Origin of the sequence: Microcoleus sp. Pol11C3, from assembly GCF_036701485.1 — a bacterium.
Classification (GTDB): domain Bacteria; phylum Cyanobacteriota; class Cyanobacteriia; order Cyanobacteriales; family Microcoleaceae; genus Microcoleus.
This window is the reverse complement of sequence record NZ_JAUBQW010000019.1, coordinates 37,432-62,350: the sequence shown is the minus strand read 5'-3', so window position 1 is coordinate 62,350 and position 24,919 is coordinate 37,432. Positions and strand designations below refer to the sequence as shown.

Sequence of the window (24,919 nt, the reverse complement as noted above, 5' to 3'; positions counted from 1 at the left end):
CCGACAACTGGTACTCCCACTCCGACGCCGCCGACAACTGGTACTCCCACTCCGACGCCGCCGACAACTGGTACTCCCACTCCGACGCCGCCGACAACTGGTACTCCCACTCCGACGCCGCCGACAACTGGTACTCCGACGCCGACGCCGCCGACAACTGGTACTCCCACTCCGACGCCGCCGACAACTGGTACTCCAACTCCGACGCCGCCGACAACTGGTACTCCGACGCCGACGCCGCCGACAACTGGTACTCCGACGCCGACGCCGCCGACAACTGGTACTCCGACGCCGACGTCGCCGACAACTGGCACTCCGACGCCGACGCCGCCGACAACTGGTACTCCGACGCCGACGCCAATACTTGGAAGTCCAGGCATTGTTATTAGTCCGGCATCGGGATTAGTAACTACAGAAGCTGGTGGCACAGACCAATTCACCATCAGACTCAACCGCCCACCGACTGCCGATGTGAGAATTGGTTTGCGTAGCAGCAATGAGGCAGAGGGAGTAATTTCGACGGAATCGATTACCTTCAATTCTGCTAATTGGGATCAGTGGCAGCCGATTACGATAACGGGTGTGAACGATCGAGTATTTGACGGCGATAAGACTTATCAGATTGTGACTGCCCCTGCTGTTAGTGCGGATAGTAACTACAACGGCCTCAATGCACCGGATGCCACTGTTGTTAACCGGGGTAACACCATACCGCCATCTAACGAGCAACCTTTTGATCTTCCTCCCACGGTAAATTTTTCCCCAGCTACTTACCAAGTCAATGAAAGCAGCACAGGAATCGTTCAGAAACAAATTACCCTCACTCGCACTGGGAATCTAAGCAACTTTTCCACGGTGTGGCTAGAACGTCCTACTGGTTCAGCTACTTTGGGAATAGATTGGAACGTTCCGCCCAATTTCTCTCCTCAACTCACCTTTAACCCAGGCGAAAATAGCAAAAATTTGACAATTGACATCTTACCGGACGGCCAATTTGAGGGAACAGAAGAAATTGCGTTTCGGATCGCCAATGGGGGAGTTAATATTAATATCGGCACGCAAAACACTGCCACTTTGCAAATTCTTGATGCTCAGGGGCCTCCTACAATTAATTTTTCCGAAGCTACTTACAAAGTCAATGAAAGTCGCACAGGAGGCGTTCAGAAACAAATTACCCTCACTCGCACTGGGAATCTAAACAACTTTTCCCGGGTGTACCTAGAACCTCCTACTGGTTCAGCGACTTACGGAACAGATTGGAGCGTTGCCCCCAATTTCTCTCCTGAACTCACCTTTAACCCAGGCGAAAATACCAAAACTTTCACAATTGACATTTTTCCGGATGCTCAACTTGAGGGAACAGAAGAAATCGCGTTTCGGATCACCAATCCGGATAATGCCATTCTTGGCACCCAAAACACTGCCAGTCTGAAAATTATCGATGCTGAATCTACACTAAACAACCACGCGCCGAAGGTGAATAATCCCATCTTGAGTCAAGGTCTTCGCATTTTTCACACCGACTTCAATTTGACTCTTGCTCCTAACACCTTTACCGATCCAGATCCAGGTGACAGCCTCACTTACTCCTATTCAATAATTCCAGAGCCGGGATTCAACGGAATCTTCGGCTCCAACCCTCTCGATAGGCTGACCTTCGACCCCAATACCGGCACTTTCATTCCACCTGATTGGCTGACCTTCGACCCGAAGACCCTGACCTTTAGCGTGAATTTGAATGCTGGGAATGTTCCCTCATCATTCTATGTGCCAATTAAGGTGACAGCAACGGACAATGCCGGTGCCACTGCTACCGACTTCTTCCACCTGTACCGCGCCAACAGCCTTTCTGGCATCGCAATTGACGGTTATATCTCCGGTGCTACTGTGTTCTTAGATGCCAACAAAAACGGCATCCTCGATGCTGGCGAACCATCCACCACCACTAACAGCAGCGGTGAGTTTAATCTCGATATCCCCTTCGAGACTTTCGACACCAACAAAAACGGAGAAATCGACCCATCAGAAGGCAATTTAGTTGTCACAGGAGGCACTGACACCGCCACCGGATTACCCCTAGAAACACCACTCACCGCACCGCCCGATTCTAGTGTCGTCACCCTCCTAACCAGTTTAGTCGCCGACTTAATCGACAAGGGAATTGCACCAGAAGAAGCACAATCTTTAGTCAAAGCTGCCCTTTCTCTCCCCGCTGAAGTTGACCTAACTAGCTTAGATCCCATAGAAGCTACCAACAACAACATACCGGGCGGAGTCCAAGTCTTATCCGCAATGGTGAAAGTCCAAAACTTCATCACCCAAACCAGCGCTTTGATTGACGGTGCTTCCAGTGCAGCTAACAAGGATATTGTCAAAGCTGTTGTCAGTTCAATTACCAATCAAATTCAATCCGGTACAGTCTTAAATCTCAGCAACCCAGCAGCCTTAGAACCAATAATTCAGCAATCCGCTGCTAAAATCCAGCAGATTGACCCCAGCTTCAACATTCAAAGTGTCAGCCAAATTACATCGCAATCCGCGACAGTAATGGCAACAGCCAATCAACGCATTGATGCCGCTGTCTCCAACCCAACCGCAACATCAATTCCTGAATCACTTGCCCGTCTCCAACAAGTAGCCTTGGGCCCCACCACTCAAGACTTCAAAGCAGTTGGTACGGGAACTAAGCCAATTTCACAGCTAGTTACTGACAATAGTGGTACTGCTTTAGATAGCAAAATTGAAGCTGTAGTATTGCCGGCTGGGATTGCAACTCCTGTTGTCAGTGGCGATGCGGATTTGGGCAGCAATTCCCCAGGTCAAATTATGGGTACGAATGGCGACGATATCCTGACAGGCGACAGCGGGAATAATGTGTTGATGGGCATGAGGGGCAATGATTCCCTAGACGGCGGCATTGGAAATGACTCGGTTTTCGGTGGCAAAGGTAGCGATACTTTGCTCGGAAGTAGCGGTGATGATGCCTTGCTTGCCGGCCGCGGTGCTGACATTTTGAATGGCGATGATGGTAATGATATTCTTTCCGGAGGTAAGGGAGATGATTTGCTGACGGGCGGTTTGGGACTTGATAGTTTGACAGGAGGAATGGGAGTGGATAAATTCTTACTCTCTACCAATTCCGGTACTGATACGATTACTGATTTTGAAGTCGGTAAAGATTTGTTAGTATTGGGTAATGGGTTGAGTTTCTCGCAATTGGCAATTGCTCAAGATAGCGGTGCAACTTTAATCCGGTTGGCACAAACAGGGGAGATTTTGGCTTCTCTCAATGGTGTTTCTGCTAGCAGTATGAGTGCCGTTAATTTCGGATTAATTTGAGATTGAATGCGCCGGGGGAGCAATCCCTTATCCCCTGGCCATATTCACTCGGCGGTTTCAACCGCCGAATAATCTTCAATCCGCGCAGGCGGATTTTGTCTGTGTAGACGCGGTTTCAACCACCCAGTTTTTTTTCACATCAACATCGCTGATATCGCATTCCCGGCAACTGCGAAACTAATCCCAACAATTCCAACTGCAAAAGTATACTAGAAACCGTCCCCGCTTCCAATCCCGCTGTTTCGACAATTACATCAAAAGAAATCGGCCCAGATGCGATCGCACTTAACACCTTAGCCAAATCCGGCTCCAGCAGTGGCCCTTGCTTCTCAACCGTCGGATTTGGAGGAAACAGCGATAACTGCTGGGCGCTGTCCAATTTTGGGATAGCTCCGAGCATTTCCAACAACCTGTCTTCGCTTAACAGTCGATCGCTATTTGGCAGAATCGGATGAGCACCTTTACTCAGCAACTCCAAACAACCAAAAGAACGCTCATCATCCAATCTGCCCGTCAAAACATACACATCCCGGCAAAAATCATTAGCTTGATAAGCAGTAATTAAAGCACCCGATTTATGTGGAGCTTCTATCACAATTGTAGCGCGGCTCAAGCCAGCAATTATGCGATTTCGGCGGGGAAAATTAGTTTTATTCGGTTGAGTACCCGCCGGATATTCACTAATTACCAATCCCTGCTGCAAAATGCGATCGCACAACCTCTCATTTTGTTTGGGATATACAATATCTACTCCCGTCCCCACCACTGCAAAAGTCCTTCCTCCCGCCTCCAAAGAGCCTGTATGAGCCTCTGTATCAATCCCTGCAGCCAGTCCCGAAACTACAGTAAAACCGCTTTTAGCCAAAGCCGTACTAATTTTGCGAGCCCACCTTCTACCGTATTCCGAAGGGCTGCGAGTACCCACCATTGCCACTGTCGGCGTAATTCCTTGATTCTCTTTTACATCAACTAAACCACGATAATACAACACTGGTGGCGGAGTGGGAATTTCCAATAATAAGCGGGGATAATCTGGATCGGCGGGCGTCCAAAAACAGGGATTTTTTATAAGATGTTTTTCGATAAATTCTTCGGGATTGAGTTTAGTGCGTTCTTGCACAATGGTTTCAATTATCTGCTTCCCGAACCCCTCGATTCGCATTAAATCTACTGGTTTTGCCGTCCAAGCTTCTGCCAAACTATTGAAATTTTGGTGCAATCTTTGCAACAAAATCGGCCCGATACCGTTAATTTGCGACAATGCTAACCAGTAAGCGCGTTCTTCTAGCAACGAGTTACCCTCAACTTATCTGAGAATGATTTTATCATTTTTGGTTGAATTAGGGTAGGAAACGGCACTGCCTTGTCCTGTCTTCCCACAGATTTACAACTGCTATATGAATATTTTTTTACGAACCGCGAGGGCGCTAAGAACGCGAAGGGAATTAAGAGGGAGGTTGACAATGACTGCCTAAGCTTTCCAATCTACGAAACGGGCATAAATATAAGCAATAATTTCTCCGATTACTGTCCGAAAACCTTCGCTCGATTTCCACCATTCTTTAGGATTGTAATCTTGTGGTTCTGCAGCTATAATCCCGACTTTAATGTCAGGATTCAGCACTTCTTTGAAAACAATCCAACTTCTGCGGGCGTGAGGGCCAAAAGAATAAAGATTAATTGACTCAACTTTTAGGGCAGAAGCAGCCAGCCAATCTCGAAGTGCGATCGCAGAAGCAGCCGTGCGGTGTTTCAAAACATTGGCGGCGGGTACTGCTACTAATTTGTTTTTATCAAATCCTAGCGCAATACAAGTCGCTGCCGTCAGTTCCGCATAATTTTTATATTCAGCGAGATAGTAGCCTTTACTTAAAGGAATTCCTGTGGTAATTAATTGACGATATTCGCCTTTTTTGAATTCGGCGATCGCACTTTCGATCGCATAATCCGGCAACCAGCCTTCCACAACCAATATATCTGCTTGAATCGGCGAATTTACCGCCAGAAATGGATGGATATTTGTAATAATTAAGCTCATTAAAATTATTAATCCCGTGCTTGCAATTACCCAACCTTCCCTGGTAACTGCCCACATTTCTCGACGACGGATTAGACGAATTCTCATTTTAAGTCGATCTAAATGTTTTCGGGTATGGAGGCAGGTTCGGCGAGACTGGGGAAGAGGGAAATAGTGGAAAAGTGAGAGAATTTCCCAATGCCCAATGCCCCATTCCCAATGCCCCATTCCCAAATTATTGGTGTTTCAAATACTCAAAAACGCTTTTATCCCCGATATCCTGCGGCATCGGTTGAAAAAACTTACGCACAGCAAATATGATAAACAAAGCAGCCCAAAATGCCAGCAAAAATTGTTCATTTTCCGCTGACAAAAAGCCGAAAATATGTCCTAAGATTAAGAGAGGAACTCCCGGAGTCAAAAACTTAGTTTCTAGGCGATTAAAGCAGAATGCTTCCTTAAAATAAATTCCATTTAAGGCGGCAAAAGTAAAGCCAATTCCCCACAACGTGGCTGGATGTTCGTACACTGCTAAAGCTAGAGGTTGGCTGCTTTGTAATGCTACAAACAATGCTGCCGCACCGCCGATCGCCCAAAACGCCTGTAGTGTTCGGTGCAGCGCAATCATGTAAATGTGAATAGTTGCTAAGCTGACGCCTAAAGCTATCCAGAAACAAGCAAAAACAGGCGTTACAGCTTGGATTGCAATCGGGTTGTCGCCCTGTTGCAGCACCAAAGTAGTGCCGATCGCAAAACACAGCGCCGCCACCCCCAATCCAGCGCGGTAAATCAACACTCCCGTGCGATCGTTTTGAGTAATCGTAAACTCGCCGAATTGTCCTTGATAGACTGGCGATTCATCAGGCGATTTCAGTAGTTGCATAATAGCTTCCTCCTATTAGACACGAATGTACTTCTGCCAAGATATACTTTATTGATAAACCGATCCAGCGAGACCGAGCGATGCCTAAATTTAACAAGCCTAAACTTAACCAGCCTAAAGTTAACCAGTCTAAAGTTAACAAATCTCAATTGGACGATCGCCCCGATCAAAGCAAATCCCTTCCTTCGCCATCCGAACTTCCTCCAGTTCAGCTTGATGAAACCATTGTAGCAGGCAGAAGACCGAAACCGGTCAACGACTTTCAGAGCCTGCTGGAAGAATTATCCGAATTGAGAGCGGGGTTCGATCCAGAAATGTTAGCGCATCTCGATAAAAATATCCCATTTAATACCAAGCAATTTGAAACTAAAATCAGCAAAATTTTGGGGTCAAAAAATATTGATTTCAGCCTAAAAAATTCAGTCAAATATCTAGATTACCTCAAACAAAATATTCAACTCCCGTGCCACGTTACCGGCATAGAAGAGTTTGAATGGGAAGAAGAATATACAATGGGTTCGGGAAGCAAAAAAGAATATGCACGACTCAAAAAAACTCAACCTTCTTATACTGATAGATTCACAATTAATCGTTTGGAGGATTTGGTGCTTCAGGAAGAAGGCATATTTGTGGAAGTGCAGCGCGTCAGCGATCGCCAAAAGTTTATGTTGCCTTTATCTGAGTTAGAATCAGTTGATGTAATCTCCCGAAACAATCAGTTATTAGATGATTATGCCGTGTGGTTTATCCATTATTAAGGAAAAGTGGAAGAGTGGGGAAGGCGAAGAGGGAAAGAGTGGAAGAAGGGGAGAGTGAGGGATGGGAAAAATCTTCCTTCTCCCTGACATCCGTTACAGAATCCGTTGCCGAACTTCCTTCTTCCTGCTTAATTAAATTGAAGGCGCAAAGTGCGATCGCGAAACCAAAGCCAAAGCTTCAACCAAACTGCGAACAGCCGCAATCATCGCCACTTCGCTGTTAAGTTGGCTGACAGCAGAACCGACACCAACACCCGCTGCGCCGGCTCCAATAGCGAGGGGTGCGGTGACGCTGGAGATACCGGAAGCGCAGAGTACGGGGACGGATACGGCGCGGGAAATTTCAAAGGCTGCAGCCAAAGTAGGTGCTGCTTTTTCAATTAATCCCAATGTGCCGGCGTGAATTGGTTGGGCGCTGGTGCCGCCTTCAGTTTGGATGATGTTAGCGCCAGCTTTAACTAATTCAATTGCTAATTGCACTTGTTTGTCGAGTGCCAAAATGTGGGGAACTGTTACAGAAAGAGTGATGTTCGGAAATAGCGATCGAGTTTCGCGAGTCAACTCCAAAACTTCCTCAGCTTCAAAGCGGCGGCCTACTGCGTAGAAAGCATCAAAGTTGCCAATTTCAATCAAATCAGCGCCAGCTTCTACCGCAGCCACAAACTTTTCCGGTTCCACAGCCGATACACAAATTGGCAAACTTGTCAACTGTTTTGCCATCAATACCAAATCTCGATCGGCAGCAATATCGACAAAGGAAGCACCGCCGATATCCGCTGCTTTGACGACAGCCGCAACGTTAGCCGCATCAAAATTATTTAAACCGCTGATAATTTTTAGGGCGCGGCCTTGCTCAAAAGCCCGATGCAATTTAGAATTTACACTCATCGTTAGTTTTCCAACTCAAAAAATTTCTTAGACTCATTTTGACACGGATTAGAACAAATTTTAATTTTTAATTCTTAATAGCCGTAAGGTGCCACCTAAGCACCCTACATAGGTCGATTAGGCCTCCAAGACTGTATTTTTTATTTTTATAGCAACCGCCAAGACAGTTAGAACGTTCTTAATTGTTGCAACTATTGTTGTGACTGCATTTCCACATCGATCTTCTTCCCTCTTCATTCTTCCATCGGACTGACATCCGTTACATCCGTTACAGAATCCCTTGCCGAACTTCCCGGCTGTCGAAATTTGTAAACATCTTTGATAACTTGTGCCCAGCCGTCCGAGAGAGATTCGAGAATCCGAGATCCCTTTTCTTTTGTCGCCACCGTCGCATCGCCCAACACACCACTTTCAGTCAACTCTCGCGTCAGCCAAGCAAAAGGCAAATTGCCTTCCATACTCAGCAAACTGTCTGTTGGTAAACCCTGGGGGTACTCGCAAACAGCCAGTTCCATTTTCACCTGTTCGGGCAAAATTGACAACATCAAACTCGTTTCTGCATCACCAGCGTGAATCCCAAACTTTAACTCCTTAGCACTTAATAATTCAGCAGCCACATTCGGAACCCGCCACACAAACAGCGGAAAAACCGAAAAATCCTGATATTTTTGATGAATATCCCGCGCCGCAATTTCCATCACCTGCGGCTGTCCGCCGTGGGCATTCATTAACACTAATTTACGAAATCCTGCCCAGTAAATACTGTCAGCAATTTCACCGATTACTGCTAAAAGTGTCTGAGCACTGAGCATAATTGTACCGGGAAAATGGCAGTGTTCGTTCGACTTGCCATAGTAAAGAGTTGGCAAAGCGTAGGCGGGAATATTTACCTCTAACTTTGCCAGCGCTTTGCCTGTCACTGCCGCGCTAATTGCCGCATCTACAATTAAAGGCAAATGAGGGCCGTGCTGTTCGATCGCACCTAACGGCTGAATTATAACTATATTTTCCTTATCCGGCATAGACTGAATTTCTGTCCAAGTCAGATATGGAAAAAAGCGCGATTCGGGAATAAAATTGTGCATATTGTGGCGGCAAGAGCATAGGCAACCAAGGCCATCAACTAGCCTGAAAACTAAAAACTAATTTCCAAGATAGATCACATCTTCTTTATGTGGGTAGATCATATAATATAGCAGATGCTTTAACAGCGCGCTGATATACGCTCGCCAGCTCATACCGAAAGACGTAGAGACGACTAATTGATGGAAGCTTGGCAAACCCCACAAACTAATTTAACCGACATTCCGATCGCCGAGGAACTGTCGCGCCGCACCCCTCGATCGCACGATCGCCAAGCAGAAAACCGGGCGCTGCAAACCCTTGCCCGACAATTGGCAACCTCGCCCCACACCCTGCTCAAAACACTGGTTGCGATCGCTAAAGATTTGTGCGATGCAGGAAGTGTCGGAGTCTGCTTACTAGAAGAAAATGCCACTTCCGAACAAATATTTTGCTGGGAGGCATTGGCGGGCGCGTGGGAAGCAGCAGAACACAGAAACACACCCCGCAAATTGCGTTTGTCGGGAGCCGGGATCGATCGCCAAACTCCTCAGCTTTACTTCGCTCCAGAACAATACTTTACCGACTTACAGCAGCTAGAATTGCCGATCGCCGAAGCGTTAGTTGTGCCGCTGCAAGCAGAAAATCAACCGCTGGGGGCAATATGGATTGTATCTCACCAGGACGATCGCCAATTCGATGCCGAAGACTTGCAGATCGCGATCGCCCTAGCAGACTTTGCCGTTGCCGCCATACAAATCGAGATCGCCAATCAAACCAAAGAAGCTTTGCGAGAAAGCGAAGAACGCTGGCAGCTAGCCTGTGCCGGCAACAACGACGGCATTTGGGATTACAACCTACAAACCAATTGCCATTTCCTGAGCGATCGCTGTTTAGAGATTTTGGAACGTGCCCCGGAAGAATTCCACAACTTTAGCCAATATTTGAGCTGGATTCATCCCGATGATTTGGAGATAATGCAAAGCAATTGGCAGCAGCACTTGCATCGAGAAACATCACATTACTGCTGCGAGTACCGCATCCACTGTCCCGACGGGCGCGAAAAATGGGTTTTAGCCAGAGGACGAGCTATTTGGGACGAGTCAGGCAATCCCGTGCGCGCCGTGGGCTCCCTGACAGATATCAGCGATCGCAAACAAACTGAAATTGCCTTCAAACAAAGCGAAGAACGTTTGAGCGTCGCCATTGAAGGCTCAGGCATGGCAACCTGGGATTTAGACGTGCGAACAAATCGAGTAATTTGGTCGGCGAACCTTTTGAGCATTTTCGGCTGCGAACCGGTACCGGGCGGCGAAACAAGCCGGGCTGTGTGGGAAAAATGCGTCCATCCAGACGACTTAAAGCAAGTCATGCAAGCAGCCGAAACAGCTCGGCAAACGCGATCGCTCTACTCTCCCGAATACCGCATCATCCGGGCAGACAACGGAGAAATCCGCTGGTTGAGCGCGTTCGGGCGCTATCTCTACGACGGCGCAGGCGAAGCAGTACGGTTTATCGGAATAATACTTGATGCTACCGAGCGCAAAATGGCCGAACTCGCCCTGCACCAGAGCGATCAAACCGTGCGCCGTCAACTTCTAGAGATAGAGTGGCTCTACCAGACAACGCCCGTGGGTTTGGCCGTTTTAGACACAGATTTGCGGTACGTGCGGCTCAACCAGAGCTTGGCCCAAATCAACGGCTTGCCCGTCGAAGCGCACATCGGCCACACCCTACGCGAAATTATCCCCCACTTGGCAGACACAGCCGAACCTGTGTTGGGCCGCATTCTCGAAACCGGAGAACCGAAGCGAAATTTTGAAATCAGCGGTGAAACCAAAGCTCAACCCGGTGTTGTTCGCACTTGGCTGCTGAATTGGTTGCCGCTCAAAGACACGGGCGGGGAGATTGTCGGGATTAATGTCGTGGTACAGGAAATTACCGATCGCAAAATGGCCGAACTCGCCTTGCAAGAAAGCAATAACCGCTTTGAGTTAGCTACAAGGGCGATCGACGGCATGGTGTTTGAGTGGGATTTGGCATCGAACTCAGTTTACCGTTCCGAGGGACTGTACTCGATCGTCGGTGTCCGCCCAGAGGATGCACCGGCAACACCAGAGTGGTGGAGAGAACGCATCCATCCCGTCGATAGGGTACGCATCCAGCCCACCCGGGAATCAATCTTGACTACTGGCGAGCGCTACGAAGTCGAGTACCGAGTCCGGCACGAAGACGGGCGCTGGATCGATGTTTGGGAACGCGGCTGTTTGATCCGCAACCAGCAAGGCGAACTGACCAAAGTTGTCGGCTTCACCACCGAAATCACCCAGCGCAAACAAACAGAAGCAGCACTGTGCGATCGTGAAACCCACCTCCAATTAATTCTCGACAGCGCCAAAGACTACGCCATCTTCACCCTCGACACCGGCGGACACTTTACCACTTGGAACGCAGGCGCCGAGAGATTGCTGGGCTATGCCGAAGCTGAAATCGTCGGCGAGCACGGACGAATCATCTTCACCCCAGAAGACTCCGCTGCCAGAAGGCCCGAAGCAGAAATGCACAGCGCCCTGACGAAGGGAAGAGGAGAAAACGAGCGCTGGCACCTCCGCAAAGACGGCAGCCGCTTTTGGGGCAGCGGGCTGGTGATGCCCCTGCGCGACGCAGCCGGCGAGGTGCAAGGTTTCCTGAAAATCATGCAGGACAAAACCGAGCGCCGGCAAATAGAAGAAGCACTGCGGCAAAGCGAAAATCTCTACCGCACCCTCGCCGATGGCGTCCCAGAATTAATGTGGATCAACACCGCCGACGGCTGGTTAGAGTTTTGCAACCAGCACTGGAAAAGCTACACCGGCATGATGCCAGAATTGCCGCTGGCTGCGCCGGTGCTGCAATTATTTCATCCTGACGATCAGCCAGCAGTTGTCGCCACGCGCACTGCTGCGATTGCAGCAGGGGAAGCCTACGAATTTGAGTGTCGGGTACGCAGGTTTGACAACACCTACCGCTGGCATCTAGCGCGACTTGTGCCCGTAAAAGACAGGAAGGGACAGGTGGTTCAATGGGCCGGTATCGGCATTGATATTGACGATCGCAAACGAGCCGAAGAAAGCTTAACAGAAAGCGATCGCCGCTTCCGCTTCCTGGCTGAGTCGCTTCCCCACCTGATTTGGAACGTAAGCTCCGGCGGGGAAATTCGCTTTACCAATCAAAAATGGTTGGAATATCTGGGAATGTCTTACGAGGAAGCCGCTCAAAGCAATTGGGAATCCCTAGTCCCGCCCTCGGATTTGGCAGAATCTTGGGCCCGCTGGCAAGAATGTCTAATCAGCGGAGAAGTTTATCAAATTGAGCTGCGCCTCCGGCGGGCAGTAGACCAAATGGAACGCTGGCATTTGTCTCGCGCCGTGCCAATTCGCGGCGCTGGGGGAGAAATTGTTGAGTGGATAGGCACAAACACCGATATTCACGATCGCAAACAAGCCCAACTCAACGAGCAGTGTCTCTCGGATCTCGAAGTCCGCTTGCGGCAGCGCCTCAACCCCGCAGAAATGTTGTCGGAAGCGATGAACTGTCTGGGAGAATATTTAAAAGTTGATCGCTGCATCTGGCACGAAATCGATGTAGAAGCCGATCGGGCAATTGTCCACCAAGACTGGCACCAGTCCGACCTGGCAAGCACAGTCGGCACCTATCAAATCTCAGACTTTAAGACCCCAGAAATGAAAGCTCTCTCTATGGCAGGTCAAACCCTTGTCATTTCAGATATCGCTAATGACCCCCATACAGCGCATTTTTTCGATAACTACGGTGCCGTGTCGATTCGTGCTTTGGTCGATGTTCCCTGCCTTCAGGAAGGGCGCTGGGTGGCTCTTTTGCTGGTGACATCAAAGGCTGTGCGGCACTGGCGGCCAGATGAAGTTTGGCTGATGCAAGAAGTGGTGGCTCGCCTCTGGACGGTGATCCTGCACGCGCGAGCTCTGCATGAGCTGCACGAAAGCGAGGCTCGGTTCCGCGCTCTAGCTGACAACATCGCTCAGTTGGCCTGGATGACAGATGCTGCTGGGGGGATTTTCTGGTATAACCACCGATGGTTTGACTACACTGGCACAACCCTAGAGGAAATGCAAGGCTGGGGCTGGCAGCAGGTGCACCACCCGGAACACGTCGATCGCGTTGTGGCAAAATTTAAGGGCTGCATTGAAAGAGGCGAACCCTGGGAAGATACTTTCCCCTTGCGCGGCAAAGACGGATCGTACCGCTGGTTTCTCTCCCGCGCCGTGCCGATGCGCGACGAGCAAGGTATTGTGCTGCGCTGGTGCGGCACCAACACTGATATTACCGATCGCCTCACAGCAGAAGCGGAACGGGAACGCCTCCTAGCGCTCGAAAAGGCCGCCAGGGAGGAAGCAGAACGCGCTAACCGCGTCAAAGACGAATTTTTGGCTGTTTTGTCCCACGAATTGCGGACTCCCTTAAACCCGATTATGGGCTGGGCGAAGCTGCTGCAATCGAATCTTCTGACACCGGAAAAGCAACGTTATGCCTTAGAGACGATCGAGCGCAATGCCAAACTACAAACCCAGCTAATCGAAGATTTGCTCGACGTGTCGGGGATTCTGCAAGGCAAAGTCAGCTTGAATATTGTACCTGTGGATTTAGCCGGGGCGATCGCCAGTGCCATGGAAACGGTGCGTCTGTCGGCCCAAGTCAAGTCGATTCAAATCTGCACTCAATTTGCACCGCATCTCGGCCGAGTGTTGGGCGATGGGGGCCGACTTCAGCAAGTAATGTGGAACTTGCTGTCAAATTCCGTCAAGTTTACCCCGCCGGGAGGCAAAATCGAAGTCAAGCTCGATCGGGTTGACAACGACGCCCAAATTACTATAACTGATACGGGCAAAGGCATTGAACCGGATTTTCTGCCCTACGTGTTCGACTATTTCCGGCAAGCTGACAGCACGTACACGCGCAAGTTTGGCGGATTGGGTTTAGGATTGGCGATCGTCCGCCATCTCGTCGAACTCCACGGCGGCACAGTGAAATCGGACAGTGCAGGCGAAGGACAAGGCGCGACATTTACAGTCAGGATACCCCTAATGCCCCTGCAACCTCAGACAAGTCCTGCGGCGGCTGCGTCGGAGCAATCCTTCAATTTGAGCGGTATCAACGTGTTAGCGGTGGATGATGATGCCGATGCGCGAGATTTGGTGGTTTTTCTGCTTGAGGATTGTGGCGCCAGCGTTACAGCAGTTGCTAACGCCGCCGATGCCTTGGCGGTTTTAACTCAGTCTGTGCCGGATTTGCTGTTGAGCGATATTGGAATGCCTGACACCGACGGCTATATGTTGCTGCGGCAGGTTCGGGATCTGGCGCCAGAGCAAGGGGGACTGGTTCCGGCGATCGCCCTCACGGCTTATGCTGGAGAAATTGACTATCAGCAGGCCCTGGCTGCGGGGTTCCAGCGGCACCTTTCTAAGCCTTTAGATCCCGACAAGTTGGTGCAGGCGATGTTGGATTTGCTCGATCGATCTGGGGGAAACATTGTTTAAACTGTTTTTGCGTCCTAAAAATATTTATTTAACGAACCGCATGAGGACTAAAGTGCGAGGGAGTTTTATGATGAATTTATACCAAACGCGGCTTAAATACCATGTTATTTCTTTATAAAACACAAATAAATGTTAAAAATAAATAATTTTGTTTAAAATCTTAATTTTTGCTAAATTTGAGGGTAGCCTAATAATTAGAGATACATCTCTAGTAATCCTAAATCATTATCTAGACCGCGAACATAAATGTGATTTCCCCAAAATCCAGTAGTAGGGACACGGCAGTGCCGTGTCCCTACTACTGGTACAGAGAAAATCATTGAGGATTGCTATACATTGCAAATTAACAGTTTCTAAAAAATTTGTATATTAAGAGTCAAAAGAGAACATAAAAATGATTAACCTAGCTGGCTACGAGATTACTAACCAAATTCATGAAAGTAATAATTCTTTAGTTTGCCGGGGACTGAGAAAGCAAGATAAGAAATCGTTTATTCTCAAATTTCTCAAGCAAGATTATCCAAGGCTAGCTTCGTTAGTCAGATATAAACAGGAATACGAAATTACCCGGAATCTCAACTTAGAAAGTGTTCCTAAAGCTCACAGCCTAGAAATATACGAAAATAGTTTAGTAATCATTTTTGAAGATGGTAATGGAGAATCATTACGAATATTGTTAGCAGCTAAAAAACTCTGTTTAGAAGAATTTTTATCAATAGCCATAAACATAACCAAAGCTCTAGAGCAAATCCATCAACATAACATTATTCATAAAGATATCAATCCCAGCAATATTATTATTAACCCAGCCACCGGGCTAGTCCAAATTATAGATTTTGGGATTTCTACTGTCTTATCACGGGAGAATCCTACCATTAAAAACCCCAATATTTTAGAAGGGACTCTTGCCTATATATCGCCCGAACAAACAGGCAGAATGAACCGGGTAATCGACTACCGCACGGATTTTTACTCACTCGGAGTCACATTTTACGAACTCCTAACAGGGCAAATGCCCTGCGATTACAGCGATGCAATGGAATTAATTCATTGTCACATTGCCAAACAAGCAATACCGCCCCATGAAATCAATTCCACAATTCCTAAAGCGGTTTCCGATATAGTAATGAAACTATTAGCGAAAACGGCTGAAGAAAGATATCAAAGTGCTTGGGGCATCATCGCCGATTTAGAAGAATGCCTACAACAACTACAGACTAAAGGCACAATCAGAGATATTGAAATTGCCCAAAAAGATCTCACAGATAAATTTCAAATTCCTCAAAAACTCTATGGTAGAGAACAAGAAGTTGAAACCCTATTAGCAGCCTTCGACCGAGTAAGTTTAGGCACAACAGAAATCATGTTAGTGTCAGGTTACTCTGGCATTGGCAAATCCGCCTTAGTACAAGAAGTATATAAACCCATTACTAAAGCCAAGGGTTACTTTATAGCAGGTAAATTTGACCAATTTCAACGCAACATTCCTTATGCCGCAGTTGTCAAAGCCTTCCAATCCCTAGTCAAGCAACTCCTCACAGAAAGTGAGACACAACTCTTGAGTTGGCAACAAAAACTGTTAGCCGCTGTAGGCGCTAACGGTCAAATCATAGTAGATGTGATTCCCGAAATAGAACTAATCATAGGCAAACAGCCTCCCGTACAAGAACTAAGCGCCACAGAAGCGCAAAACCGCTTTAATTTAGTATTTCAAAAATTCATCCGCGTTTTTTGTTCCATAGACCACCCCTTAGTAATATTTCTCGATGACTTACAATGGGCAGATGCGGCGACATTGAAACTAATACAAGTAATGATGGCGGACGAAGAAACTAAATATCTATTTCTAATAGGTGCTTATCGAGATAACGAAGTCAACCCATCTCATCCCTTAACAGTCGCCCTCAATGAGCTCAAAAAGCAAAATGCAAGCATCGCTCAAATTACATTAGGCTCCTTGCAGCTTCTGCAAATCACTAACTTAATTGCTGAGACAGTGCATCAAGACAGAAAATCAGCGATTCCCCTAGCCGAGTTAGTCATCAGTAAAACTCAAGGCAATCCTTTCTTTGTCAATCAGTTTCTCAAAACTCTCTATCAAGAAAACCTGCTAAAATTTAATTTTCAGCAAAAAAAATGGGATTGGAACATTTCAGAAATTGAAGCAGTAGGCATTACTGATAATGTCGTTGATTTAATGGTGGGTAAATTGAGAAAAATGCCCGAAGCAACTCAGCAAGTGTTGCATTTAGCAGCTTGTGTCGGCAATAGTTTTGACTTAAATACCCTCTCAATTATCAACCAAAAATCGCCCGGAGAAACGTTTAAAGAATTATTTCCAGCCATCCAAGATGGATTAATTCTCACTACTTCGGAATTGGGAGTCACAGCAGCAGAAGAAATAATTAATTCAGACCTGGTAATCACTACTTATAAATTTTTGCACGATCGCGTGCAGCAGTCAGGTTATGCTTTAATTGACTCAAAGTTGCAAACATCCATTCACCTGCAAATTGGTCGGCTGTTACGGGCTAATATTTCTCCTGAACGACAATTAGAAAGAATTTTTGAAATTACAGATCATTTAAATTCAGGTCGGAATTTAATCGCTGAGGAAAGCGAGAAAGTAGAACTAGCTATTCTAAATTTAACAGCAGCTCATAAAGCTAAAGATGCAATGGCCTATGTGGCTGCCAGAGATTACTTAAAAATTGGGCTAGAAATTTTACCGGGTGATATTTGGCAAGACTCCTACGAACTAGCTTTTACCTTCCATAAGGAACTAGCAGAAGCCGAATATTTAAATGGAAACTTTGAAGGATCACAAGCCTTAATAGAACTAACTTTGACCCGGGCAAAATCCAATATAGAAAAGGCGGAAATTTACAACATTTTGATCGTGCAGTATACTCTGCTGACTAAGTATGAAGAAGCAATAAAATCTGGACTAGAAGCTCTACATTTGCTGGGAATAGATTTAGATGAAGATAATTTAACTGAGGCAGTTAATAGGGAACTGGCTTCAGCCCAGGCTAACTTGGCAAACCAAGAAATTGCTTCCTTAATTAATGCAGAAAAGATGAAAGATCCGGCTAAAAACGTTGCCTTAAAATTACTGGGTAATATGGGACCGCTAACCTTTTTTTCATCTCAAGAGTTGTGGAAGTTGACGGTAATTAAAGCGATTAACCTTTCTCTGAAGTACGGTTTTGTGGCGGGAGGGTCTTACTGTTATTCCTGTTATGGAATTATCCTGAATTCAATTTTAGGGGATTATCAATCGGCTTATGAGTTTGGCAAACTCGCTCTTAGTCTCAGTGAAAATTCTAATAATTTATCTCAAAACTGCCAAGATAGTGTGATCTTTGCCAATTACTTAAACTGCTGGGTTAGACCGATAAAAACTACTGCAAAAATTAATAGTGAAGGGTATAAGGTTGGTTTGCAATCTGGTAATTTGCAATGGACGGGTTATAACCGGATGTTTCAAACTATTACCTATTTTTTCCAGGGGATGAATTTGAATAACCTGTTAGAAAATATTGGTAATTCGCTGCATTTTTGCCGTCAGACAAAAAATTTGTGGGCGGTGGATATTATTGTTGCTAATAAGTTGGTGATTTTAAATTTGATAGGGGAAGAGGATGAAGTTAGTGAGAAAGAGCATTTAGAAAATTTTAATGACCGCAAGAGTATGGCGGCGCTGTGTGAGTTTTATGTTTTAAAGTCACTGAATTATTATCTAGATGAACAGTATGGTGAGGCCCTGGAAGCTTCGGATGCGACGGCGGACATTATTGATTATTTGATGGGTCATATTTCGAGTGCTCATTATCATTTTTACCGTGCTCTAATTTTGACGGCTTTGTATCCAAGTGTTTCTGAATCTGAGCAAAAAGATTACTGGCGGCAGTTAGAATCTCATCGGGAACAAATGAGGATTTGGGCGGATAATTGCTCGGAAAGTTTTGCACATAAGTTGTGGTTGGTGGCGGCGGAAATGGCGAGAATTTCCGGTCAGGATTTAGAGGCGATGGATTTGTACGATCGGGCTATTGTTTCTGCTAGAGAGTATGATTTTATTCAGAATCAAGCTTTGGCTGCGGAACTTGCTGCTAAATTCTGGTTAGGAAAAGATAAAGAGGAATTTTCTCAGCTTTATTTGAAAAAGGCTCACTATGCTTACCGCCATTGGGGGGCTAAACGTAAAGTTGAGAAGTTAGAGAAGCAATATCCTCAATTGGTAGCTAGGACATCAGCAAAGACAACAACTAAAAAACAAGTTAACCAACTAAAGACTGCACCTACTACCAGTAGCGATAACTTAGGAGATACACTAGATTTAGCCACAGTGATCAAAGCTTCCCAAGCAATTTCGGGTGAAATTGTTTTGAGTAAGTTGCTAGCAAGATTGATGAAGATTGCGATCGAGAATGCAGGGGCCCAAAAAGGTTTTTTGATTTTGGAAAAAGCAGGAAACTGGGTGATTGAGGCTGAAGTTTCAGTTAATGGAGATGAAGTAAGCGTACTGCATTCACTTCCTCTGGCAAAAGCAGCTTCTGGGGAAGTACCCCTCCTTGCAAGTGCGATCGCCAACTACGTTATCCGCACCCAGGAAAATGTGGTTTTAAATAATGCCACCCAGGAGGGACAATTTACGCGCGATCCTTATATTGCGGCTACTCAACCGAAATCGATTCTCTGCACGCCTCTGCTTTACCAAGGCAAGCTAACAGGTATTCTTTACCTGGAAAATAACCTGACAGAAGGGGCTTTTACTACAGATAGGCTAGAGTTGTTAAAACTTTTATCTGCCCAAATTGCCATTTCCATTGAAAATGCCCAACTCTACAATAACTTGCAGGAGTTCAATCAAAACTTAGAGCAATTAGTGAGCGATCGCACTCAAGAATTATCCAACACGCTGAATGCTTTAAAAGCAACTCAAAGTCAGCTTGTGGAATCTGAAAAAATGTCTAGCTTGGGTCAATTAGTAGCTGGAGTTGCCCATGAAATCAATAACCCAGTCAACTTCATTCATGGCAATCTTACTCATGCTGGTGATTATATTATAAATTTACTGGAATTGATATCCCTCTACGAAAAACACTATCCAAATGCTCACTCCGAAATCCAACGTAAAGCTGATAAAATTGACCTGGAATTTATTACCGAAGATTTACCTAAAATTCTTGACTCTATGAAATTAGGGACTCAGCGTATCCGGGAAATTGTGCTATCGCTGCGTATTTTTTCCCGCCTAGACGAAGCCGAAATGAAACCAGTATACCTTCATGAGGGAATTGAAAGCACTCTATTAATTTTGCAAAATAAATTAGTAGCAACGCCGAATTCGACTACTATTGAAATTGTTAAAGACTACGGCAAACTGCCCCTAGTTGAGTGTTACGCCGGACAGTTGAATCAGGTATTTATAAATATTATTGGTAATGCTATTGATGCTTTGGAAAGCTATAACTGCCAGGGGAGTGCGGAAGCAGTAAACAACAATCGGCCCCGCATTACAATTCGTACAGAAGTTACAGCATCCCACACTGCAATTGTCACTATTGCTGATAATGGGCCAGGAATCCCAGAAAATGTTAAAGCCAAAATTTTTAATCCGTTTTTCACTACCAAGCCTGTTGGCAAAGGCAAAGGATTGGGTTTGTCTATCTGCTATCAAATTGTAGTAGAGAAACACGGCGGCGTTTTGCAGTGCCTATCTACTCCCGGAGAAGGAACGGAATTTTTAATTGAAATTCCAGTTAAAGCTATTAAATTATAAAGTTTTACTTCCTGTAAGTATAACAGCGATTACGACATTTTTTCCTCACAATTAGTTTTAATTTCCCTAATTTATGCAACCCGATCCTTAGCATGTTTTTGCTCAAACTTTCGCGTCTCGTTCACTTCCATGCTCGCCCGCATTGTTGCAGCATTCGCTAAATGCAGAGCTAAATTCATCTGATTAATGTGAAGCTGCACTTTAGCAACAGCGCTATATTTAGTCACGCCAGAGTCTCAAGCAAATTTCGCCGCCGCTATGTGATGCGGCGTTATATCGTTTCCGCTTGCATCGGAATGATATAGAGGACACGGCACTGCCGTGTCCCTACCCCGATTAATTGTAGGGAAACGGCACTGCCGTGTCCTGACTTTGGGTAATATTAATTCCGATGCTAGCGGATTTAATATCAAAATCCGCTTCCCCAGACCTGTAGCTAAAAACATCAATCCCCTGAGCCTTCATCGCCTTAGCCTTAGCTGCGATCGCCAAAGTCAAAGAAGGGGGAACTTCAGCGGGAGCATCTCAGTTGTGCTTTTTACAAAAATGAGATGCTCCCTGATTCTTTCGGTAACTCTACCAAGCCTGCTTCGACTGAGGGGGAAACTTGAGTTTGCTCGCACCTTGAACGTCTTAACTCTTATTTTTAGTGTACCTCATAAACCTGCAATCTGCTGTATCTACCAATCAATTGTATCGTCGTTTGACAGCACATAATATCCAATAAAAAAACCCCACAGATGGAGGTTTTTTGATGATTATTGGCGATCGTCGGACAGGTTAAAACATCCTGTCCCTGCATGATGCCCACAGCCCTAAGACTCTGTTCTTAGCGGTAGTCAGTGCGTACTGCTGGATCGCGATCGGCCGTTGTAGTGGTATAGCGGACATTTTCTTCGCGTTTGCGGGGAATCAAACCGAACAAACCGGACAAGCCTAGCAAACCCAACCATCCCCAATCAAAATCGCGATCGGTCTCAGCATTGTTGACATCGGAGCGAGGAGTTGTGGTGGTGGTGGTAGTGCTGTTAGTACCGTTCGTAGTACCGCCCGTTGTATCTGTCTGAGCTGAAGCAGGGAGATGAGCTGGTGCTAGGGCTAAACCAGCAGCTATAATACCTGCACCGATTGCTTTGGATAAATCAGAACGTTTCATAATTCAAATGCTCTCTGTTGGCAAAAATCTTTAACTATCACAACTATATCGATCGGCTTTTAAAGTTAAATCCACCTCTAGCAGTAAAGATTGTTATGTTCCACGTATAACTACAGATTGATATCAAATTTTTAGCAGGCGCACAAAATTAAAGATTGCTCGCGGAGGCACTCCGGCACGAGAAATCGCGGGTCTGGCACCTGAGTCGGTTGTCAGGCACGAGGCACTCTCGACCACAGACAAGGTGTTGTTGACAAAAAAAGGTAAACTCAGATATTGCACAGACTACAGTTGGAACTCGATCGACGGAGATCAAAACTTTTGGGAATAGAGTTACGCAGCTACGTGTTTCTAGACAACTTGCAGCCACAGCACGCAGCATACATCGGCACCATCGCCGCCGGATTCTTGCCGCTGCCGGGGGATGCGTCGCTGTGGATTGAAATCTCGCCCGGTATCGAAATTAACCGAATTACCGATGTCGCCCTCAAATCTGCCTCCGTGCGCCCGGGAGTCCAGATAGTCGAACGCTTGTACGGCCTTCTGGAAGTACACTCGGGCCAGCAGGGAGAAACTCGGGCCGCAGGCAAAGCAATTCTAGAATTCATGGGAGTCCGCAGAGAAGAAGGTATCAAACCACGAGTGATTTCCAGTCAAATTATTCGCAACATTGACCCCCACCAAACACAATTAATCAACCGCAGCCGCCGCGGACAGTTGCTGCTGGCGGGACAAACGCTTTATGTCTTAGAAGTAGAACCGGCGGCCTATGCAGCGCTGGCGGCCAATGAAGCAGAAAAAGGCGCATCTATTAACATCTTAGAGGTTCAGGCTGTAGGCAGTTTTGGACGGCTTTACCTCGGCGGCGCAGAACGAGATATTATAGCAGGTTCCCAGGCAGCAATTGCGGCGGTGGAAAACGTGACGGGTCGAGAACATCCAGCAATTTTGGGTCGCAAGGAATAGCCGTTAAAGGAGATGCAATTATGGCAAACACACAGCATTTAGCGCTGTTAAAAAAAGGTGCAGTTAGTTGGATTGAATGGAGAAGTCTCAACCCAAATATAGAACCTGATCTCAGCGAAGCTAACCTCGCCGAAGCAAATCTCAGAGGCGCGCATCTTTGGCGCTCGAACCTTTTTAAAACCGATTTGTTTAAGGCTAAGTTAATTTCGGCAAACCTCGCCGAATCTAATTTTAGTTTAGCAAATCTTGCCGGAGCGCAACTGCTCGAAACTAATTTAATTAAAGCTAATTTAACTGGAGCAAACCTCCGAGCGGCAGACCTGCGGGGAGCTGATTTGAGCGGTGCTAATTTAATTGGGTCTGACATCACTGCTGCCAATCTCCAACAAACCGATTTCGGAGATGCGAATTTAATCGGTGCGGTGATGTTTCGAGTTAATGCGATGGGCGCGAACCTCAATTTTGCTAATCTCAGTCAAGCCAATCTCACTCAAGCCGAATTTATTGAAGCACATTGCTATGCAGCCAATTTCTCTAAGGCTAACCTCGGGGAAGCTCACTTCACTGGAGCATATCTTTTCAAGGCTAATCTCAGTTTTGCGGAGTTGAGCGCTGCCGATTTGCGGTGGGCAAACCTCGGCAAAGCTGATTTGAGAGGGGCTAATTTGACCGGGGCAAATCTCAGAGGAGCGAACTTGGCGGGAGCTAATCTGGGCGAAGCTATTTTGAAAGAAACAATCATGCCTGACGGCAGCATTGTTTCATAAATATTGGAGAATATTTAGTTGTGTAAACTAAGCGTGATAGTTAAAAAAAAGCCAGTTGCGAGTTTATAGAAAGGATAGCCAAAACATGAAATTTTGGGGCGGGTTCAGACTTTTTCTCTAATACAAATCCGAGATTTACTAAACCCGCCTCGGCTCAAAACTCGCAACTGTCGATCGATTAATTTCTGCTAGGGGGCGATACTTGATAAAGTCCTCTAACGGGCCCTGGATCAGTCGATGAACCTTCCTGCTGTGTTGGAAGTGTAAACTGATCTTGGAGTCCGGCGGGAGTAGCGAAACAGCCGCTTGGTTGAGGTGCTAGCTGGCAAGCTGCAGGCAGTGCCATGACTGAGGCATCGAAGGGATTAACTGCATCTGGGACGCGGAGAATCGGGTCGCTGGAAACTTGCCGCTGCATTACTCGTCGGTAGAAGCCGTTGACGCGACTGGCATCCCTTTCGATTTCTTTTTCGGGAAAGGCAACGACGCCGCTGGGGGAACCGATGCCTAAATAGTCGCCCAAGTAACCTTGCAAGCTGACGTTGTGGTAAAAGTCTCCTGAAGCTTGAAAAAATTGTCGGTTGAAGTCGTCGGCAATCGGGTGAAATCGCTCTGTTTGTGCTTGAGCTGGTTTGACTGATGCCATTGCCGCAGAGGCGACAGCGAGAATCAACGCGCCGCTCAGGCTTTTTAACTTTTGACTCATATATTTGGGCCTCCTTAATTAATTCCGATTCCAATATAAACTGATTATCGACGGATTATTTGTGTTTTTTACACGGTGTGAGTTATGAATGCTGCGGATTTAAAGGTGTTGCGTGATCGACTTCTAGATTTGTTGTGCGAGTTTGCCTATCGGGAAGGCGATTTTGTGCTGTCTTCGGGGCAGAAAAGTTCTTATTACATTAACTGCAAACCGGTGACGCTGCACGCTGAAGGTGCTTTGGCAACGGGACGTTTGCTGTTGTCGATGCTGTCGTCGGATGTGGAAGCTGTGGGCGGTTTGACTTTGGGTGCTGATCCGATTGTAACTGCGGTGAGTGTGGTTTCGGCTCTCGAAGGTCGATCGATTCCGGCGCTAATTGTCAGAAAGGAGACGAAGGGACACGGGACAATGGCTTATATTGAGGGGCCGCTGTTGCCAGAGGGCACGAATGTGGCGGTTTTGGAGGATGTGGTGACGACGGGTAAGTCGGCGATGCAGGCGGTGGAACGGTTGCGGGCGGCTGGTTATAAAGTCGATCGCGTGTTGTCGCTGATTGACAGAGAGCAAGGTGGTGCCCAGTTTTATCAATCTGTTGGATTAAACTTTGAAACAGTTTTTACGATTAACGATATTCAAAAGTGGATGGCTAGCAAAAAATAGGCAAAAGTGCGATCGAACTGACCGAATATCACCATTTTCCTGAACCGGCTTTCGGCCCTCTTCCACAATAATTCTCATGTTTTTTATCGTTACCAGGCTCTGCCTGGTAATGAATATCTAGAGGCTCGGCCTCCATTTGAAGTGAGGAAATCGGTGTTTTATTGGGTGGGATTATAAACTATGCCCCCTCTAATTTTATCAAAATCAGCTCAGGTACTTGGAGGACAAGGAAAAATAAAGTTTTCGGTGCTAAACAAGCGCCAGCTTTCAGGTTCAGAATCTCTACCAATAGGCCCATTTTAGCATAGCGGAATTATAACCTGAGTGAGATATTAACTAGAGCAGACTGTTTTAGTATGTTACATGACTCGCCGTAA

The 24,919-nt window shown here is 46.5% G+C and carries 16 protein-coding genes; 7 read left to right on the top strand and 9 right to left on the bottom strand.

Annotated features, from left to right (window positions below):
* A partial coding sequence (locus tag QUA40_RS07380; protein WP_333123415.1) for a Calx-beta domain-containing protein occupies positions 1 to 3,339 on the top strand: 3,339 nt, incomplete at its 5' end.
* Between the two features lie 139 nt (positions 3,340 to 3,478).
* On the opposite strand, the gene dprA is transcribed toward QUA40_RS07380, so the two are convergent.
* The 3 genes from dprA to QUA40_RS07365 form a co-directional block, all read right to left on the bottom strand.
* A complete protein-coding gene (gene dprA / locus QUA40_RS07375) occupies positions 3,479 to 4,630 on the bottom strand; it encodes a DNA-processing protein DprA (RefSeq protein ID WP_333123412.1) in 1,152 nt (383 codons plus the stop codon).
* A 180-nt stretch (positions 4,631 to 4,810) separates the two neighbouring features.
* The gene (locus QUA40_RS07370) at positions 4,811 to 5,464 is read right to left on the bottom strand and encodes a YdcF family protein (RefSeq protein WP_333123410.1); all 654 of its coding nucleotides are present in this window, start codon (positions 5,462 to 5,464) and stop codon (positions 4,811 to 4,813) included.
* Positions 5,465 to 5,591: 127 nt separating this feature from the next.
* Positions 5,592 to 6,239: a DUF2301 domain-containing membrane protein gene (locus QUA40_RS07365; RefSeq protein ID WP_333123407.1), complete on the bottom strand. Its 648-nt coding sequence runs from the start codon at positions 6,237 to 6,239 to the stop codon at positions 5,592 to 5,594.
* Between the two features lie 80 nt (positions 6,240 to 6,319).
* On the opposite strand from QUA40_RS07365, the gene QUA40_RS07360 reads away from it, so the two are divergent.
* Complete coding sequence (locus QUA40_RS07360; RefSeq protein WP_333123404.1) at positions 6,320 to 6,997, top strand: calcium-binding protein; 678 nt, start codon at positions 6,320 to 6,322, stop codon at positions 6,995 to 6,997.
* A 132-nt stretch (positions 6,998 to 7,129) separates the two neighbouring features.
* Here the strand turns inward: QUA40_RS07360 and QUA40_RS07355 are convergent, their stop codons facing one another.
* Both QUA40_RS07355 and QUA40_RS07350 read right to left on the bottom strand, forming a co-directional pair.
* Entirely contained in the window at positions 7,130 to 7,885 is a 756-nt protein-coding gene (locus tag QUA40_RS07355; protein WP_333123403.1) for a DUF561 domain-containing protein, read from the bottom strand.
* 233 nt (positions 7,886 to 8,118) lie between these two features.
* The gene (locus QUA40_RS07350; protein WP_333123400.1) at positions 8,119 to 8,970 is read right to left on the bottom strand and encodes a creatininase family protein; all 852 of its coding nucleotides are present in this window, start codon (positions 8,968 to 8,970) and stop codon (positions 8,119 to 8,121) included.
* A gap of 180 nt (positions 8,971 to 9,150) precedes the next feature.
* Here QUA40_RS07350 and QUA40_RS07345 point away from each other — a divergent pair, with 180 nt between their 5' ends.
* Both QUA40_RS07345 and QUA40_RS07340 read left to right on the top strand, forming a co-directional pair.
* On the top strand, positions 9,151 to 14,499 hold the full coding sequence (locus QUA40_RS07345; RefSeq protein WP_333123397.1) for a PAS domain S-box protein: 5,349 nt from the start codon (positions 9,151 to 9,153) through the stop codon (positions 14,497 to 14,499).
* A 394-nt stretch (positions 14,500 to 14,893) separates the two neighbouring features.
* Positions 14,894 to 20,287 carry an AAA family ATPase gene (locus tag QUA40_RS07340; RefSeq protein ID WP_333123394.1) on the top strand — a complete coding sequence of 1,798 codons (5,394 nt, stop codon included), beginning with the start codon at positions 14,894 to 14,896 and terminating at the stop codon, positions 20,285 to 20,287.
* Between the two features lie 71 nt (positions 20,288 to 20,358).
* Here QUA40_RS07340 and QUA40_RS07335 read toward each other — a convergent pair whose 3' ends face one another.
* The 3 genes from QUA40_RS07335 to QUA40_RS07325 all read right to left on the bottom strand — a co-directional run bounded on the left by QUA40_RS07335 (position 20,359) and on the right by QUA40_RS07325 (position 21,443).
* Entirely contained in the window at positions 20,359 to 20,514 is a 156-nt protein-coding gene (locus QUA40_RS07335) for a hypothetical protein (protein ID WP_333123391.1), read from the bottom strand.
* Positions 20,515 to 20,623: 109 nt separating this feature from the next.
* Entirely contained in the window at positions 20,624 to 20,785 is a 162-nt protein-coding gene (locus QUA40_RS07330; protein WP_333123421.1) for a hypothetical protein, read from the bottom strand.
* Positions 20,786 to 21,116: 331 nt separating this feature from the next.
* The gene (locus tag QUA40_RS07325) at positions 21,117 to 21,443 is read right to left on the bottom strand and encodes a WGxxGxxG family protein (RefSeq protein ID WP_333123389.1); all 327 of its coding nucleotides are present in this window, start codon (positions 21,441 to 21,443) and stop codon (positions 21,117 to 21,119) included.
* Between the two features lie 321 nt (positions 21,444 to 21,764).
* On the opposite strand from QUA40_RS07325, the gene QUA40_RS07320 reads away from it, so the two are divergent.
* Together QUA40_RS07320 and QUA40_RS07315 are read left to right on the top strand one after the other, a co-directional pair.
* A complete protein-coding gene (locus QUA40_RS07320) occupies positions 21,765 to 22,409 on the top strand; it encodes a hypothetical protein (RefSeq protein ID WP_333123418.1) in 645 nt (214 codons plus the stop codon).
* A gap of 20 nt (positions 22,410 to 22,429) precedes the next feature.
* Positions 22,430 to 23,176 (top strand): pentapeptide repeat-containing protein, encoded by a 747-nt coding sequence (locus QUA40_RS07315; protein WP_333123387.1) that lies wholly within the window; start codon positions 22,430 to 22,432, stop codon positions 23,174 to 23,176.
* 178 nt (positions 23,177 to 23,354) lie between these two features.
* On the opposite strand, the gene QUA40_RS07310 is transcribed toward QUA40_RS07315, so the two are convergent.
* Positions 23,355 to 23,882: a hypothetical protein gene (locus QUA40_RS07310; RefSeq protein ID WP_333123383.1), complete on the bottom strand. Its 528-nt coding sequence runs from the start codon at positions 23,880 to 23,882 to the stop codon at positions 23,355 to 23,357.
* Positions 23,883 to 23,966: 84 nt separating this feature from the next.
* Here QUA40_RS07310 and pyrE point away from each other — a divergent pair, with 84 nt between their 5' ends.
* Positions 23,967 to 24,542 (top strand): orotate phosphoribosyltransferase, encoded by a 576-nt coding sequence (pyrE, locus tag QUA40_RS07305; RefSeq protein ID WP_333123380.1) that lies wholly within the window; start codon positions 23,967 to 23,969, stop codon positions 24,540 to 24,542.
* Positions 24,543 to 24,919: the final 377 nt, after the last annotated feature.